We start from the raw sequence: 16,399 nt of genomic DNA, 5'->3' as shown, positions 1-16,399 counted from the left end.
GCAAAGGCGACGGTAGAGCATTTTATGGCACAGCATCCCAGCGCCTTGAAGGTCATGGTGATCGACGATTCGAAGACGATCCGTCGCACCGCCGAAACGCTGCTCAGGAACGTGGGTTGTGAGGTCATCACGGCCATCGACGGTTTTGATGCCCTGGCCAAGATTGCCGACAACCACCCCGGCATCATTTTCGTCGACATCATGATGCCGCGCCTGGATGGCTACCAGACCTGCGCCCTGATCAAGAACAACAGCGCGTTCAAGTCCACGCCGGTGATCATGCTGTCGTCCAAGGACGGGCTGTTCGACAAGGCCAAGGGGCGCATCGTCGGCTCCGACCAGTTTTTGACCAAGCCTTTCAGCAAGGAAGAATTGCTTGATGCGATCCAGGCCCATGTTCCTGGCTTCGCCGCCGTTTTGCCGCAGTAGGACACGCACAGTGACGCTTGGCCATCGGGCCCGGCGTCGACAAGAATGGGGAAGACCATGGCACGTATTCTGATCGTCGATGATTCGCCGACTGAAATGTACAAACTGACCGGCATGCTGGAAAAGCACGGCCATGAAGTGTTGAAAGCCGAAAACGGCGCCGACGGCGTGGCCCTGGCCCGCCAGGAAAAGCCCGATGCGGTCCTGATGGACATTGTCATGCCCGGCCTCAACGGCTTCCAGGCGACCCGCCAGCTGACCAAGGACCCGGAGACCGGGCATATCCCGGTAATCATCATCACCACCAAGGATCAGGAAACCGACAAGGTCTGGGGCACGCGCCAGGGCGCCAAGGACTACCTGACCAAGCCGGTCGATGAAGACACCCTGATCAAGACCCTGAACAACGTGCTGGCCGGTTGATCGTCAGGCCATGAACGAGTCGCTGACGGCTTTCGAGCTGCTGCTGCAAATCGACCAGCGCTGTCGGTTGCTGGCGGCGGATCTGCCGTCCCAGCCAGCCCGGCGGGACAGCTGGAGCGGCATCGGTTTTCGCCTGGGCGAGCATTGGTATGTCGCCCCCATGAGCGAAGTCAGCGAAGTCTTGCACGAGCCGCGCCTCACCCAGCTACCGGGGGTCAAACCCTGGGTCAAGGGTGTCGCCAACCTGCGCGGGCGTTTGCTGCCGGTCATGGACTTGTGCGGCTTCTTCGGGCACGAGCTTTCGGCGGTACGCCGTCAACGGCGGGTGTTGGTGGTGGAACATGAAGAGGTGTTCGCCGGGTTGCTGGTCGATGAAGTCTTCGGCCTCCAGCACTTTGCCCAGGACAGCCTGGAGCCGGTGCCGGCAGATGAGTTGAAGGGGACGATGGCGGCGTTCGTCGAAGGCCGGTTTCAGCGTGAGCAGTGCTGGCAGGTGTTCAGCCCGTTTGCATTGACGCAGTCTCAAGGGTTCATGAACGTCGCGGTGTAAACACGGACCCTTGTAGGAGCGAGCTTGCTCGCGATGGAGTGTCAGCAACATTGGTGTCGACTGATACACCATCGCGGGCAAGCCCGCTCCTACAGGTTTCCGGGCAGGCCCAAAAGTTGGTTAACAGGCGAGGACCGATGATAAAAGCAAAAGCAGGCAAGCCAATGGAAGGGTCGCGCAGCCGGTCGCAGATTATCGTGCTGTTCATCGCGCTGATCGTCTTCATCATGCTGCTGTTCGCCAACTTCGCGTACCTCAACACCCAGGCTACCTACGACAAACAGTACATCGGCCACGCCGGCGAACTGCGCGTGCTGTCCCAGCGTATCGCCAAGAACGCCACCGAAGCCGCCGCCGGCAAGGCTGCCGCGTTCAAGTTGCTCAGTGATGCGCGCAACGATTTTGCCCAGCGCTGGGGTTATCTGAAGAAGGGCGACCCGGCCACCGGCCTGCCGCCTGCCCCCGCCACCGTGCGTGCAGAGATGCGCGCGGTGCAACAGGATTGGGAACGCCTGCTGAAAAACACCGACGCGATTCTCTCCAGCGAGCAAACCGTACTGTCGCTGCATCAGGTCGCCGCGACCCTGGCCGAAACCGTGCCGCAGTTGCAGGTCGAGTACGAAAAAGTCGTCGAGATTCTCCTGCAACGGGGCGCCCCGGCGGCCCAGGTGGCGATGGCCCAGCGCCAATCGCTGTTGGCCGAGCGGATCCTCGGCGCAGTCAACACAGTGTTGGCCGGAGACGAAAATTCACAGCAGGCCGCCGATGCATTCGGGCGTGACGCGACGCAGTTCGGCAAGGTGCTCAACGGCATGCTCCAGGGCGACCCGGCGCTCAAGGTCAGCCAGGTCGAAGACCGCGACGCCCGTGCGCGACTCGCGGAAATCTCCGAGCTGTTCGAGTTCGTATCGGGCTCGGTGGACGAGATCCTCGAAACCTCGCCGGAACTGTTCAAGGTCCGCGAATCGGCCTCGAACATTTTCAGTCTGTCGCAAACCCTGCTCGACGAAGCCTCGCACCTGGCCAGCGGTTTTGAAAACATGGTCGGCGGGCGCACCACAGACACCATAGGCGGCTATGTGCTGGGCTTGCTGGCGCTGGCTTCGATCATCCTGATTGGCCTGGTGATGGTGCGCGAAACCAATCGTCAGTTGCGCGAAACCGCCGAGAAAAACGAGCGTAACCAGAACGCGATCATGCGCCTGCTCGACGAGATCGAAGACCTGGCCGACGGCGACCTCACGGTGACCGCCTCGGTGACCGAAGACTTTACCGGCACCATCGCCGACTCGATCAATTACTCCGTCGACCAGCTGCGTGATCTGGTCGCGACCATCAACCTCACCGCTGGCCAGGTGGCCGCCGCCGTGCAGGAAACCCAGGCTACCGCCATGCACCTGGCCCAGGCATCGGAACATCAGGCCCAGCAGATTTCCGAGGCCTCCATGGCGATCAACGACATGGCCGAGTCCATCGACCAGGTGTCGGCCAACGCGGCTGAATCGTCGGCGGTTGCCGAACGCTCGGTGGAAATCGCCAACAAGGGCAACGAGGTGGTGCACAACACCATCCACGGCATGGACAACATTCGCGAGCAGATTCAGGACACCGCCAAGCGTATCAAGCGCCTGGGCGAGTCATCCCAGGAAATCGGCGACATTGTCAGCCTGATCGATGACATTGCCGACCAGACCAATATCCTTGCCCTCAACGCGGCCATCCAGGCATCTATGGCCGGTGACGCCGGTCGTGGTTTCGCCGTGGTCGCCGATGAAGTGCAGCGGCTGGCCGAGCGCTCATCCGCCGCTACCCGGCAGATTGAAACCCTGGTGCGGGCGATCCAGACCGACACCAACGAAGCGGTCATCTCCATGGAGCAGACCACGACCGAGGTGGTACGCGGCGCTCGGCTGGCGCAGGATGCCGGTGTGGCCCTGGAAGAAATCGAAGGCGTCTCCAAGACGCTCGCGGCGTTGATCCAGAGTATTTCCAATGCGGCGCAACAGCAGACGTCGTCAGCCGGTCAAATCTCCCTGACGATGAACGTGATCCAGCAGATCACCTCGCAGACGTCGTCGGGTTCCAGCGCCACGGCCGACAGCATCGGCAACCTGGCGAAAATGGCCAGTCAGTTGCGTCGCTCGGTGTCCGGTTTCACCTTGCCGGATGCCAAGGCACAGGTTGTGGACAAAGCTTGAACCGCCCATCGGTGTATGAATGGTAACTGGAGTGGTTATGGGTGATCGGCACGACTATGTGGCCCTCGAGTGGGTCAAGGGCGAGATTGCCGAAACGCTGAAGCAGGCTCATCACGCCATCGAAAACCTGCTCGATGACCCGCAGGCGACGCAGGCGCTGGATGATTGCCTGGCGTGCATCCATCAGGTCCACGGCAGTCTGCAGATGGTCGAGTTCTACGGCGCGGCGCTGCTCGCCGAAGAGATGGAACAACTGGCCATGGCCTTGCAGGGCAACCGTGTCAGCCATCGCGACGAGGCGCTGCACCTGCTGATGCAGGCCCTCGGGCAACTGCCGATTTATCTGGACCGGGTGCAAGGCGCGCGCCGCGACTTGCCACTGGTGGTGTTGCCCCTGATCAACGACCTGCGCAGCGCCCGAGGCGAAAGCCTGCTGTCGGAAACCAGCCTGTTCAGCCCGCTGTTGCCCGAGTTGCCGGCGCTGGACGCAGAAACGCTGGCGCAGCTGGAACCGGACGAGTTGCCCAATGTGCTGCGCAAGCTGCGGCAAATGCTCCAGCTTGCGTTGGTCGGGTTCCTGCGCGAACAGGACAACGACACCAACCTCGACTACCTGGCCAAGGTCTTCACCCGCCTCGAAGCGCTGTGCGGCAACGCGCCCCTGAGCCCGTTGTGGCAAGTGGCATCGGCGCTGGTCGAAGGCATGCAGGGCGGTGTGATTGCCAACAGCCCGGCCTTGCGCAGCCTGTTCAAGGATGCCGACAAGGAACTCAAGCGCCTGCTCGAACAAGGCATGCACGGCATCAACCAGCCGGCCCCGCCGGAGCTGCTCAAGAGTTTGCTGTTCTACATTGCCAAGGCCGAACATCCCACCGGGCAGATGCTGACCATGAAAGAACGCTACTCACTGGACGACGCGCTGCCCGACAGCGCGATGGTCGATGAAGAACGCGCGCGGCTGGCCGGTCCCGACCGTGACGCCATGCGCTCGGTGCTGGCAGCGCTGTGCGAAGAGCTGGTGCGGGTCAAGGAACGTCTGGATCTATTCGTGCGCAGTGACCGCCAGCACACCACTGACCTCGACAGCCTGCTGGCGCCGCTGCGGCAGATTGCCGACACCCTGGCGGTCCTGGGCTTCGGCCAGCCGCGCAAGGTGATCATCGATCAATTGGCGGTGGTGCTCAGCCTCGCTCAGGGCCAGCGCGAACCCAACGATGCCATCCTCATGGACGTTGCCGGGGCCTTGTTGTACGTCGAAGCGACGCTGGCCGGCATGGTCGGTACCGTGGAGCCGGAGAGCCAGGACGACAACCGCCTGCCGACCACCGACCTGACGCAGATCCACCAGATCGTGATCAAGGAGGCCCGCATCTGTTTGCAGCAGGCCAAGGACATGATCGTCGACTACATCGACGCCGATTGGGACCGTCAGCATTTGCAGGCGCTGCCAGCCTTGCTGACCCAGGTGCGCGGCGCGTTGGCGATGATTCCGCTGAGCCGCGCGGCGAGCCTGGTGGAAACCTGCAATCACTTCATTCGCGAGCACCTGTTGCTCGAGCCGGGTCAACCGGGCTGGCAGGAACTGGACAGCCTGGCCGACGTGATCACCAGCATCGAGTACTACCTCGAGCGCCTCAGCGACGACCCGCAAGCGCAGGGCGAAAACCTGCTCGATGTCGCGCAAAAAAGCCTGGCGAGCCTCGGGTTTTTCCCCAGTGAGCAGCATGTGCCGGTACTAGATGAAGTGCTCAACCCGAGCGAAGCGCAGGTGATGCAGATGATGCAGGAGCTGGATGATCCGCAGATCGTCCAGAGCCTGGCAGACGTGCTCGCCAGCCCGCTTTCGAGCCTCAACCCGCCCGCGCTGAACACCCCGGGCAGCCTGCTGCCGCCGCCCTCGGGCGAAGAGCCGGTGGACGAAGAGCTGCGCGAGGTGTTCCTCGAAGAAACCGACGAAGTCCTGGAAATCCTGCGCGAGTACTTGCCGCGCTGGTCGATCAATCCTGACAACCGCTCGGCCCTGAGTGAGCTGCGCCGCGCCTTCCATACCCTCAAGGGCAGTGGCCGCATGGTGCGCGCCCTGGTGCTGGGCGAGCTGGCCTGGGCCGTGGAAAACCTGCTCAACCGCGTACTGGAAAACAGCGTGGAGCCGGGCGCGACGGTGCAGCAACTGATCGGCGATGTGCTGCATCTGCTGCCGGAGCTGGTGGCCGAATACGCCGCCAATGCCCAGCGCCAGCGCAACGATGTCGACCAGTTGGCCGCCCGCGCCCATGCCCTGGCCAAGGGCGAGGAACCGGTGTCCGATGAGGATACGCAAGATGTCGCGGCCCTCGACCCGCTGTTGCTGGAGATCTTCCGCAAAGAGGCCGAAACCCACTTGGGCAGTCTCAATCGCTTCCTTGATCAGGCCGCCGAACATCTGCCGTTGCAGGCCAGTGACGAATTGCAGCGCGCCTTGCACACCCTCAAGGGCAGTGCCTCCATGGCCGGTGTGTTGCCGATTGCCGAACTGGCTGCACCGCTGGATCAACTGGCCCGGGAATACAAGGCGCACCTGATCACGCTGGATCTGGATGAAGTCGAATTGCTGCTGGAAGCAGAAGGACTGTTCCGCCTCGGTTTACGTCAGCTCAAGACAGATCCGCTGGCGGCAATTCCCGGTGCCCGGGGGTTGACCGAGCGAGCCAGGGTGCTGCTGACCGAGCGTCTGGAAAAGCTCCTGAGCACACCGAACACGGGGCTTCGGATCAAGCGCGACCCGCAACTGATCAACAACTTCCTCGCCCAGGGCATGGACATCCTGCTGGACGCCGAAAGCCTGTTGCAACGTTGGCAGCAACACCCCGGCGAGCGTCAGGAGCTCAGTGCGCTGCTGGACGAATTGACCACCCTCGGCGAAGGCGCCCATCTGGCCGACCTGTACCCGGTGGACGAGCTGTGCGAAGCGTTGCTCGACCTGTACGGTGCCGTGGAAGAAAGCAGCCTGGCGGTCAGTGAACGGTTTTTCCATGAAGCCCAGCATGCCCACGAAGCGCTGATCAACATGCTCGACGAACTGGCCGCCGGCCAGGAAATCAACCCGCAGCCGCAACGGATCAGGGCCTTGCGCGAGCTGCTCGACGAGAGCCTTGATCCGTCGGCCATGGGCCTGATCCGCAGCGATGGCAGCCGGAGCCTGAGCATCCGCGAACTGGGTTCTGCCACCGAGGAACTTGAGCGTACGCTACCCCCTGTAGGAGCTGGCTTGCCAGCGATGGACGTTAACGATGACGCGGTTTCACTGGGTAAACGCAGTGCGGGTGAGTCCTTCGCTGGCAAGCCAGCTCCTACAGAGGACCGCGTTGTCGGCGTGGACAATGAAATCGTTGCGATCTTCCTTGAAGAAGCGGTGGATATCCTCGAAAGCGCCGGTCAAGCCTTGCAGCGCTGGTTGCGCGACTCGGACAACGCCGCGCCGCTGTCGTCGCTGCAACGGGATTTGCACACCCTCAAAGGCGGCGCGCGCATGGCCGGGGTCGGGCCGGTCGGCGATCTGGCCCATGAACTGGAAAGCCTTTACCAGGGCCTGCTGGACCGTCGTTACGCCTTCAGCGATTCACTGGCGGTGCTGCTGCAACAGAGCCATGACCGACTGGCGTTGTACCTTGAACAGTTGCACCTCAACCAGCCGCTGGACGATACCCTTGAGCTGATCGAAGCCATTCGTGCCTACCGCCAAGGTCATGCGGGTGTCGCCGAAGCGGCCCGGCAAGCGACCGATAACGACTCGGCTGCGCACGATCCGGAATTGCTGGAGATCTTCCTCGAGGAAGGTTTCGACATCATCGAAAGCTCCGGTGCGGCGCTGGAGCGCTGGCAGGCCCAGCCTTCGAATCGCCAGGAAGTGGAAACCCTGCTGCGCGACCTGCACACCCTCAAGGGCGGTGCGCGCATGGTGGAAATCGCTGCGATTGGCGATCTGGCCCATGAACTGGAGTTCCTCTACGAAGGCTTGTCCACTGGCGTGCTGCAACCGACGGAGCCCTTGTTCGCGCTGTTGCAGCGCAGCCATGACCGCCTGGCGCAGATGCTCGACGCGGCCCGCGCCGGTGAGCCGATGCCGCCCGCCGATCGCTTGATCGATGCGATCAAGAACTTCAGTCATCCGGCAGAACCTGAAACACCCGCACCGGTTGCGTCGTCGGCCACGCCCAAGGCCGAGCCGCTGGCGCCGCCGTCCGATACCGGGGCGGACATGGTCAAGGTCTCGGCGGAGCTGCTCGACGATCTGGTCAACCTGGCCGGTGAGACATCGATCTTCCGGGGGCGGATCGAACAACAGGTCAACGATGCACACATTGCCCTGAGCGAGATGGAAACCACCATCGAGCGCATGCGCGACCAATTGCGCCGCCTCGATACCGAAACCCAGGGGCGGATCCTCAGCCGCCAGCAAGTCGACGGCGAACGTCTGGGCTACGAAGAGTTCGACCCGCTGGAAATGGACCGCCACTCACAGTTGCAGCAACTGTCCCGGGCGCTGTTCGAGTCGGCCTCTGACTTGCTCGACCTCAAGGAAACCCTCGAACGACGCAATCAGGATGCGGAAAACCTGTTGCAACAGCAGGGCCGCATCAACACCGAGTTGCAGGAAGGCTTGATGCGCACGCGCATGGTGCCGTTCGAACGCATGCTCCCGCGTTTGCAGCGCATCGTTCGGCAGGTGTCCAGCGAACTGGGCAAGGACGTGGATTTCATCGTCGATAACGCCGAAGGCGAGATGGATCGCAACGTCCTCGAACGCATGGCCGCGCCGCTGGAACACATGCTGCGCAACGCCATCGACCATGGCCTGGAGTCCGTCGACGCGCGGCTGGCGGCGGGGAAACCGGCCAAGGGCAAGATCACCCTCGATCTGCTGCGCGAAGGCGGTGACATCATTTTCGACATCCGCGACGACGGGGCCGGTGTGCCGCTGGACGCGGTGCGGCGCAAGGCGATCAAGCGCGGCTTGCTGGCCCCGGACAGCGTCATCAGTGATCACGATGTGTTGCAGTTCATTCTGCAGCCAGGGTTTTCCACCGCCGAGAAAATCACCCAGATTTCCGGTCGCGGTGTCGGCATGGACGTGGTGCACGAAGAGGTGCGGCAACTGGGCGGCACCATGAGCATCGACTCGGTGCCCGGGCAGGGCGTGCATTTTCGCATTCGCCTGCCGTTTACCGTATCGGTCAACCGGGCGCTGATGGTGCAGTGCGGTGAGGACCAGTACGCCATCCCGCTCAATACCATCGACGGCATCGTTCGCGTCCTGCCCAACGAGCTCGAAGGCTATTTCCGTTTCGATTCGCCAACCTACGAATACGCCGGGCAACGTTACGAGCTGTGCTATCTGGGTGAGCTGTTGAAAACCAGCCCGCGCCCGAAACTGTTGGGCCAGAGCCTGCCATTGCCGGTGTTGCTGGTGCAGTGCAACGAACGGCATATCGCCGTTCAGGTGGATGCCATGGCCGGCACTCGCGAGATCGTGGTCAAGAGCCTGGGGCCGCAGTTTGCGGCTCTGCAAGGGGTGACCGGGGCGACGATTCTCGGGGATGGCCGGGTGGTGTTGATCCTCGATTTGCTGGCGCCGATTCGCGCCATGCAGGCCCGTGTCCCCGAGCGTCCGGCGGGGCAGGAAGTCGAGGCCGAACCGCATCGTCCGCTGCTGGTGATGGTGGTCGACGACTCGGTCACCGTGCGCAAGGTCACCAGCCGCTTGCTCGAGCGCCACGGCATGAACGTGCTGACCGCCAAGGACGGTGTCGATGCCATGCTGCTGCTGGAAGAGCACATGCCCGACCTGATGCTGCTGGACATCGAGATGCCTCGCATGGACGGCTTCGAAGTCGCGACCCAGGTGCGCAACGACGAACGCCTGCAACACCTGCCGATCATCATGATCACCTCGCGCACCGGACAGAAACACCGCGATCGCGCCATGGCCATTGGCGTCAACGACTACCTTGGCAAGCCGTACCAGGAATCGGTGCTGCTCGAAAGCATCGCCTTGTGGAGCAAGACCCATGCTTGAGCACCGCACCAGCAACCTCACCGGCCTGCTGCTGCCGTTGGCCGACCGCATCCTGATCCTGCCCAACGTCGCCGTGGCCGAACTGATCGATTACCAGCCGCCGGGGACTTTCGATCTCGACACTCCGCCTTGGTACCTGGGCCTGGTGACGTGGCGCGACCGGCAGATTCCGCTGCTAAGTTTCGAGTCGGCATGCGCACAGAAAATCGTCATCGGCGAACGCGCGCGGATCGTCATCCTCAACACCCTCGGCGGGCGGCCCGAGCTGAAATTCATCGCGCTGCTGGTGCAGGGGATTCCGCGCTCCTGCAAGCTCGATAGCCAGTTGAGTTACGTGGATGTGCCGTTGTGCCCGCTGGAGCAGGCGGCGGTGCAGGTGGGCGAGCAAGTGGCCAAGGTGCCGGATCTGTTGGCGCTGGAGGCGTTGTTGGTGGAAGCCGGATTGACCATCTGATCGCAATCTTGCGTTGACCGCACCGGCCTCTTCGCGGGCAAGCCCGCTCCCACAGGGTTATTGGTTGCCGTTGAATTTGGGTAACACACGGACACTGTGGGAGCGGGCTTGCCCGCGAAGAGGCCAGCATGAACGACATGAATCTCGATCATTAACCTGAGCGTAACAATCCACCGCTCTGCTTGATTGATGCCGTCACCCAACACTCCTAATGTGACCCCCACGACAGCGAACCCGTGGAGTGGTCATGACAACAACAATATCCCCCGACTCGCGATGGACGCGGCGGCGCAGCGAAAAGCAGCGGCGCCTCGAGCTGGTGCGAGGTCTTGCCGACGGTGTGGTGCTGCCCACCGACAACATCGTCGCGGCGCTGGAGGCGTTGATCCTGCCCGGCGACCGTGTGGTGCTCGAAGGCAACAACCAGAAGCAGGCGGACTTCCTCTCGCGCTCCCTGACCAAGGCCGACCCCGCGAAGCTGCATGACCTGCACATGATCATGCCCAGCGTCGGCCGTGCCGAACACCTGGACCTGTTCGAACGCGGCATCGCCCGCAAGCTCGACTTCTCTTTTGCCGGCACCCAAAGCCTGCGCATCAGCCAGTTGCTCGAAGACGGCCTGCTGGAAATCGGCGCGATCCACACCTACATCGAACTCTACGCACGGCTGGTGGTGGACCTGATTCCCAACGTCGTGTTGTCGGCCGGGTTCATGGCCGACCGCGCCGGCAACATCTACACCGGGCCGAGCACCGAAGACACCCCGGCACTGATCGAGCCGGCGGCCTTCAGCGACGGCATCGTCATCGTCCAGGTCAACCAGTTGGTGGACGACGTCAGCGACCTGCCGCGCGTAGACATTCCCGCCTCTTGGGTCGACTTCGTGGTGGTGGCCGACAAGCCGTTCTACATCGAACCGCTGTTTACCCGCGATCCACGGCACATCAAACCCGTGCACGTGCTGATGGCGATGATGGCGATCCGTGGCATCTACGAAAAACACAATGTGCAGTCCCTCAACCACGGTATCGGCTTCAACACCGCTGCCATTGAACTGATCCTGCCAACCTACGGCGAATCCCTCGGCCTCAAGGGCAAGATCTGCCGCAACTGGACGCTCAACCCGCACCCGACCCTGATTCCGGCGATTGAAAGCGGCTGGGTCGAAAGCGTGCATTGCTTCGGCACCGAGCTGGGGATGGAGAACTACATTGCGGCGCGGCCGGATGTGTTCTTTACCGGGCGTGACGGCTCCCTGCGTTCCAATCGGATGTTCAGCCAACTGGCCGGGCAATACGCCGTGGACCTGTTCATCGGCGCGACCTTGCAAGTCGATGGCGATGGTCATTCTTCCACCGTCACCCGCGGGCGCCTGGCCGGTTTCGGCGGCGCACCGAACATGGGCCACGACCCGCGCGGTCGTCGTCACGGCACGCCAGCCTGGCTCGACATGCGCAACACTGATGTGGCAGAGCCGATGCTCGAGCGCGGTAAAAAACTCGTGGTGCAGATGGTCGAGACCTTCCAGGAGGGCGGCAAGCCGACCTTCGTTGAAACCCTCGATGCAGTTGATGTGGCGAAGAAAAGCGGCATGCCCCTGGCACCGATCATGGTCTACGGCGACGACGTTACCCACCTGCTGACCGAAGAAGGCATCGCCTATCTGTACAAGGCGCGCTCGCTGGAAGAGCGCCAGGCGATGATCGCCGCCGTCGCCGGGGTGACTGCCATCGGCCTGCGTCACAACCCCAAGGACACTGCACGCATGCGCCGTGAAGGCTTGATCGCCTTGCCCGAAGACCTCGGCATCCGCCGCACCGACGCCACCCGCGAACTGCTCGCGGCGAAAAGCGTGGCCGACCTGGTGGAGTGGTCCGGTGGTCTCTATAACCCGCCCGCCAAGTTCAGGAGTTGGTAATGCACGCACTCAACCTGCAAACCAAAACCCTGAGCCTGGCCGAACGGCTGGCGGATCTAGCGGTGGACGCGCTGATCGACGAGGCTGATCTGTCGCCGAAACCGGCATTGGTCGACCGTCGCGGCAATGGCGCCCACACCGATTTGCACCTGGGGCTGATGCACGCTTCGGCGCTGTCCTTGTGGCCGGCTTTTAAAGAAATGGCTGAAGCAGCCATCGAGTTCGGCGAAGTCGGCTTGCCGCTGCGCGAAGCCGTGGGCCGCATCGGTCGCGAAGGCGAGCAAGCGATGCTCGACACCACCGGCGGTGTGAACACCCATCGCGGGGCGATCTGGGCCTTGGGCTTGTTGGTCACGGCCGTTGCGCTGGAGCCTCAGTCCTGCAGCGCCAATAGCGTGGCATTACGTGCTGCGCGGCTGGCCTTGTTTGACGACCGTTTTGCACCGCGTCCGCTCAGTCACGGTGCGCAAGTTGCCCAACGCTACGGCGCGCGTGGAGCCCGTGAAGAAGCACAACTCGGTTTTCCCGCAGTGACCCAACGTGCTCTGCCACAACTTCTGCGCAGCCGCGCCGCCGGTCATGGCGAGCAAAATGCCAGGCTCGATGCGCTGCTGGCGATCATGACCAATCTGGCTGACACCTGCGTGCTTTACCGCGCGGGTGAAGAGGGGTTGAACACCATGCAGCGGGGCGCCCAGGCGGTGCTCGATGCGGGTGGCAGTGCCAGCCTCGGCGGACGTCGCCGCCTGTATGAGCTGGACCAACAACTCATCGCGTTGAATGCCTCGCCCGGTGGTGCTGCGGACCTGCTCGCAGCCTGCCTGTTCATCGACTGTATCGAGTCGGACGACGGCCTCATCCTCTGCCATTCAAGAAGGGAAGCGTTTTGATGGAAACTTTATCCTTTGAATTCCCCGCCGGGCAGCCACCACGCGGCCGCACGCTGGTGGGTTGTGTCGGCTCGGGCGATCTGGAAGTGCTGATCGAACCGGGTCAGGCCGGCAAGCTGACGATCAACGTGCAGACCTCGGTCAATGGCAGCGAACAACGCTGGCAGCATCTGTTCGCACGGATGTTCGACGGCCAGACGCCGCCGGCGATGGCCATCGACATCCACGATTTCGGAGCGACACCGGGCGTAGTGCGCCTGCGTCTGGAACAGGGCTTCGAGGAGATCGGCCATGACTGACAGCGCATCCCTGCTGAACAAGCACAGCTTCGTCGAACTCGGAGCCCGGCAACGGGCCAAGGCCCTGCTCGACGCCGGGACCTTCCGCGAATTGCTCGACCCGTTCCAGCGCATCATGTCGCCATGGCTGTCGCGCCAGGGCGTGGTGCCGCAGGCCGATGACGGCGTGGTGATCGCCAAGGGCAATCTCGATGGCCTGCCCGTGGTGGTCGCGGCCATCGAAGGTGCGTTCCAGGGCGGCAGCCTCGGTGAAGTCGGCGGAGCAAAGATTGCCGGCGCACTGGAACTGGCCGCCGAAGACAACCGCAACGGCATCCCGACCCGCGCCGTGTTGCTGCTGGAAACCGGCGGCGTGCGGTTACAGGAAGCCAACCTCGGCCTGGCGGCGATTGCCGACATCCACGCGGCGATTGTCGACTTGCAGCAGTACCAACCCGTGGTCGGTGTCGTGGCGGGCAGCGTCGGTTGCTTTGGCGGCATGTCGATTGCCGCCGGGTTGTGCAGCTACCTGTTGGTGACCCAGGAAGCGCGGCTCGGCCTGAACGGCCCGCAGGTAATCGAGCAGGAAGCCGGACTCGAGGAATACGACTCCCGCGACCGGCCTTTCATCTGGAGCCTGACCGGTGGTGAGCAGCGCTTCGCCAGTGGGCTGGCGGACGGCTATGTCGCTGACGACGTGGCGCAGATCCGCCAGCAGGTCGGTGAATGGCTCAAGCAAGGTTTGCCGGCGCAACCCCGCAGCCGTCAGGCCGGGTTGTTCCTGCAGCGCCTGGCGCGTCTGGACGCCGAACCGCAAATCGAGCCGTCGGTGGTTCGCGATCTGTACCAAGGAGAACGCCCATGAGTTCTTATTCCCTGCGTGGTTTGAACTGGTTCAACGCCTTGAGTGCCGGGGCGAAACCGGTCGAGGGCTTGCCTGTTTCGCTGAAGGTCGCGGACGGTGTACTGGACGATCAGCCTGTGCGTTTCATCGCCGTGGTGGCTGACCCCGAAAACCGCTTCGTCCGCGCACGCAACGGCGAAGTGGGTTTGCTCGAAGGCTGGGGCCTGGCCAAGGCCGTGGATGAAGTCATTGCCGCCGATCAGAACAAGGCACAGAAACGCGCCCTGATCGCCATCGTCGATGTGCCGAGCCAGGCTTACGGTCGACGCGAGGAAGCCCTTGGCATTCATCAGGCGCTGGCCGGTGCGGCGGACAGTTATGCCCGTGCCCGTCTCGCCGGCCATGCGGTTATCGGTTTGCTGGTGGGCAAGGCAATGTCGGGGGCGTTTCTGGCCCACGGCTATCAGGCCAATCGCTTGATCGCCCTGCGCGATCCGGGCGTGATGGTACATGCGATGGGCAAGGCATCGGCAGCGCGGGTGACCTTGCGCAGCGTTGAAGAACTCGAAGCCTTCGCCGCCAGCGTGCCGCCGATGGCCTATGACATCGACAGCTATGCCAGCCTCGGGCTGCTGTGGGAAACCTTGTCGGTGGAACAGATCGAGCAGCCGACTTCGGCGGATCTGGCGCGGGTGACCGAGTGCCTGGGTCAGGCGATGGGTGATATCGCCGAGAAGGGCGCAGATCTCAGCGGTCGTCTTGGTGCGGCCAACCGTGCGGCGTCGAGCAAGGTTCGCCAATTGCTGAGAGCGCAGTGGTGAAAGGGCTTCTGGCTCACGACCTGCTGTGGGGTATGACCCCGCAGCAGTTGCCTGCGGATGCGCCTGCGTGGGTGATCGAGTCGATCAGTGCTGGCCAGCCGGTGGTGGTCCGTCGCGCCTTGAGCGCGGTGGGGCAGGTAGCGGTGGGCGTGCGCGGGTCGTTGCGCGAACAGCGATTTGCCGCGGTGATGGAAGTCGCCGCCATCACGCGGCAAGTACGGCCGGAAGCGCTGTGCCATATTCAAGGCCCGCGTGATTTCCCGGCGCTGCAAGCTTTGGCGCAGTTGCGCCCGCACCTCGATGACAGTGGTTGGGTCTGGGGCGTCAGTGGCAGTGCCGGGTTCGAGTTGGCCAGCGGGTTTGCTGCATTACACGAGGGCAGCGATCTCGATCTGATCCTGCGTACGCCACGTCCGTTGAGTCGTGCCGATGCGCAGGCGTTGGTGGCCATTCTTGACACGGCCGTGTGCCGCGTTGACCTGCAATTGCAGACACCGTCGGGCGCCGTCGCCCTGCGCGAGTGGGCCGGTGCTTCGTCGCGGGTCCTGTTGAAAAGTGCCACTCAAGCCAGCCTGGTCAGCGATCCGTGGAATCCACAGGAGCAAGCGGCGTGAGCAGCTTGCTGGTGTTCCCTGGCCAGGGCGCGCAACAACCCGGCATGCTGGCGCGTTTGCCTCGGGAAACGCTGATCGAGGCCAGTGACCTGCTCGGTGAGGATGTGATGCAGCTGGATTCTGCCGAGGCATTGCTTTCGACGAGGGCGGTTCAGCTTTGCCTGCTGATCGCCGGTGTCGCCGCTTCACGCCAGTTGGGCATGAGCCCGGACTACGTGGCCGGCTTGTCGATCGGCGCCTACCCGGCCGCGGTGGTGGCCGGTGCCTTGAGTTTCAGCGATGCGCTGCATCTGGTCAGCCTGCGCGGTGAGTTGATGCAGCAGGCTTATCCACAAGGTTACGGCATGACCGCCATCATTGGTCTGGACCTGGCCACGGTGGACGGAATACTGGCCCGGGTGAATAGCGCAGGAATGCCGGTTTATCTGGCCAATATCAACGCCGATAACCAGGTGGTGATTGCCGGTAGCGACGCGGCGATGAAGGCGGTGGCCGAGTTGGCGAGAGGTTGCGGTGCAGGCTTGGCCAAGCGTCTGGCCGTGAGCGTACCGTCCCATTGCCCATTGCTCGAGGCACCCGCGCAACGACTGGCCGACGCCTTCGCCAATGTGCCGCTGCAAACTCCGAAGACGGGTTACCTGAGCGGCAGTCGTGCGCGTCCACTGATCAAGCCGGAAGCCTTGCGTGACGACCTGGCCTTCAACATGTGCCGCATCGTCGATTGGCGCGGCACGGTACAAAGCGCTTACGAACGCGGGGTACGTCTACAGATCGAACTGCCGCCCGGTGCGGTGTTGACCGGGCTGGCGCGCCGGGTGTTCGAGCAGGGCACCGTGATTGCCTTCGACGGTGCGCGGCTCGATACCTTGCAGGCGCTGATGCGTGAGGAGGGAAGCCGCCACTCTTAAATCACCCGGCTTAAGGC

General features: G+C 63.1%; 13 protein-coding genes. All 13 read left to right on the top strand.

Annotation, left to right across the window (positions count from 1 at the left end; genetic code table 11):
* Positions 1-24: 24 nt before the first annotated feature.
* Positions 25-429: a twitching motility response regulator PilG gene (pilG, locus tag PMI31_RS19225; RefSeq protein ID WP_008019948.1), complete on the top strand. Its 405-nt coding sequence runs from the start codon at positions 25-27 to the stop codon at positions 427-429.
* Between the two features lie 57 nt (positions 430-486).
* Positions 487-852 (top strand): twitching motility response regulator PilH, encoded by a 366-nt coding sequence (gene pilH, locus PMI31_RS19220; RefSeq protein ID WP_007897961.1) that lies wholly within the window; start codon positions 487-489, stop codon positions 850-852.
* Positions 853-862: 10 nt separating this feature from the next.
* A complete protein-coding gene (locus PMI31_RS19215; protein ID WP_008019947.1) occupies positions 863-1,402 on the top strand; it encodes a chemotaxis protein CheW in 540 nt (179 codons plus the stop codon).
* Between the two features lie 137 nt (positions 1,403-1,539).
* The gene (locus PMI31_RS19210; protein WP_043302492.1) at positions 1,540-3,600 is read left to right on the top strand and encodes a methyl-accepting chemotaxis protein; all 2,061 of its coding nucleotides are present in this window, start codon (positions 1,540-1,542) and stop codon (positions 3,598-3,600) included.
* Between the two features lie 37 nt (positions 3,601-3,637).
* Complete coding sequence (locus PMI31_RS19205) at positions 3,638-9,655, top strand: Hpt domain-containing protein (protein WP_008019945.1); 6,018 nt, start codon at positions 3,638-3,640, stop codon at positions 9,653-9,655.
* A complete protein-coding gene (locus PMI31_RS19200) occupies positions 9,648-10,109 on the top strand; it encodes a chemotaxis protein CheW (protein WP_008019944.1) in 462 nt (153 codons plus the stop codon). Before PMI31_RS19205 ends, PMI31_RS19200 begins: the two co-directional genes overlap by 8 nt.
* Positions 10,110-10,356: 247 nt before the next feature.
* Complete coding sequence (gene mdcA / locus PMI31_RS19195) at positions 10,357-12,027, top strand: malonate decarboxylase subunit alpha (protein WP_008019942.1); 1,671 nt, start codon at positions 10,357-10,359, stop codon at positions 12,025-12,027.
* Positions 12,027-12,917, top strand: coding sequence for a triphosphoribosyl-dephospho-CoA synthase (locus PMI31_RS19190; RefSeq protein WP_008019940.1), 891 nt, complete (start codon positions 12,027-12,029; stop codon positions 12,915-12,917). Before mdcA ends, PMI31_RS19190 begins: the two co-directional genes overlap by 1 nt.
* Positions 12,917-13,216 (top strand): malonate decarboxylase subunit delta, encoded by a 300-nt coding sequence (locus tag PMI31_RS19185; protein WP_008001147.1) that lies wholly within the window; start codon positions 12,917-12,919, stop codon positions 13,214-13,216. Before PMI31_RS19190 ends, PMI31_RS19185 begins: the two co-directional genes overlap by 1 nt.
* The gene (locus PMI31_RS19180; protein ID WP_008019938.1) at positions 13,209-14,060 is read left to right on the top strand and encodes a biotin-independent malonate decarboxylase subunit beta; all 852 of its coding nucleotides are present in this window, start codon (positions 13,209-13,211) and stop codon (positions 14,058-14,060) included. The genes PMI31_RS19185 and PMI31_RS19180 overlap by 8 nt, the downstream gene beginning before the upstream one ends.
* Positions 14,057-14,860 (top strand): biotin-independent malonate decarboxylase subunit gamma, encoded by an 804-nt coding sequence (mdcE, locus tag PMI31_RS19175; RefSeq protein WP_008019937.1) that lies wholly within the window; start codon positions 14,057-14,059, stop codon positions 14,858-14,860. Before PMI31_RS19180 ends, mdcE begins: the two co-directional genes overlap by 4 nt.
* Positions 14,854-15,474 (top strand): malonate decarboxylase holo-ACP synthase, encoded by a 621-nt coding sequence (locus tag PMI31_RS19170; protein WP_008019935.1) that lies wholly within the window; start codon positions 14,854-14,856, stop codon positions 15,472-15,474. Before mdcE ends, PMI31_RS19170 begins: the two co-directional genes overlap by 7 nt.
* A complete protein-coding gene (mdcH, locus tag PMI31_RS19165) occupies positions 15,471-16,382 on the top strand; it encodes a malonate decarboxylase subunit epsilon (protein ID WP_008019934.1) in 912 nt (303 codons plus the stop codon). The genes PMI31_RS19170 and mdcH overlap by 4 nt, the downstream gene beginning before the upstream one ends.
* Positions 16,383-16,399: the final 17 nt, after the last annotated feature.

It is taken from the genome of Pseudomonas sp. GM55 (assembly GCF_000282395.1).
Taxonomy (GTDB): Bacteria; Pseudomonadota; Gammaproteobacteria; order Pseudomonadales; family Pseudomonadaceae; genus Aquipseudomonas; species Aquipseudomonas fluorescens_CC.
Note: the sequence above shows the minus strand (reverse complement) of the source record. Positions and strands in the feature narration are given on the sequence as shown.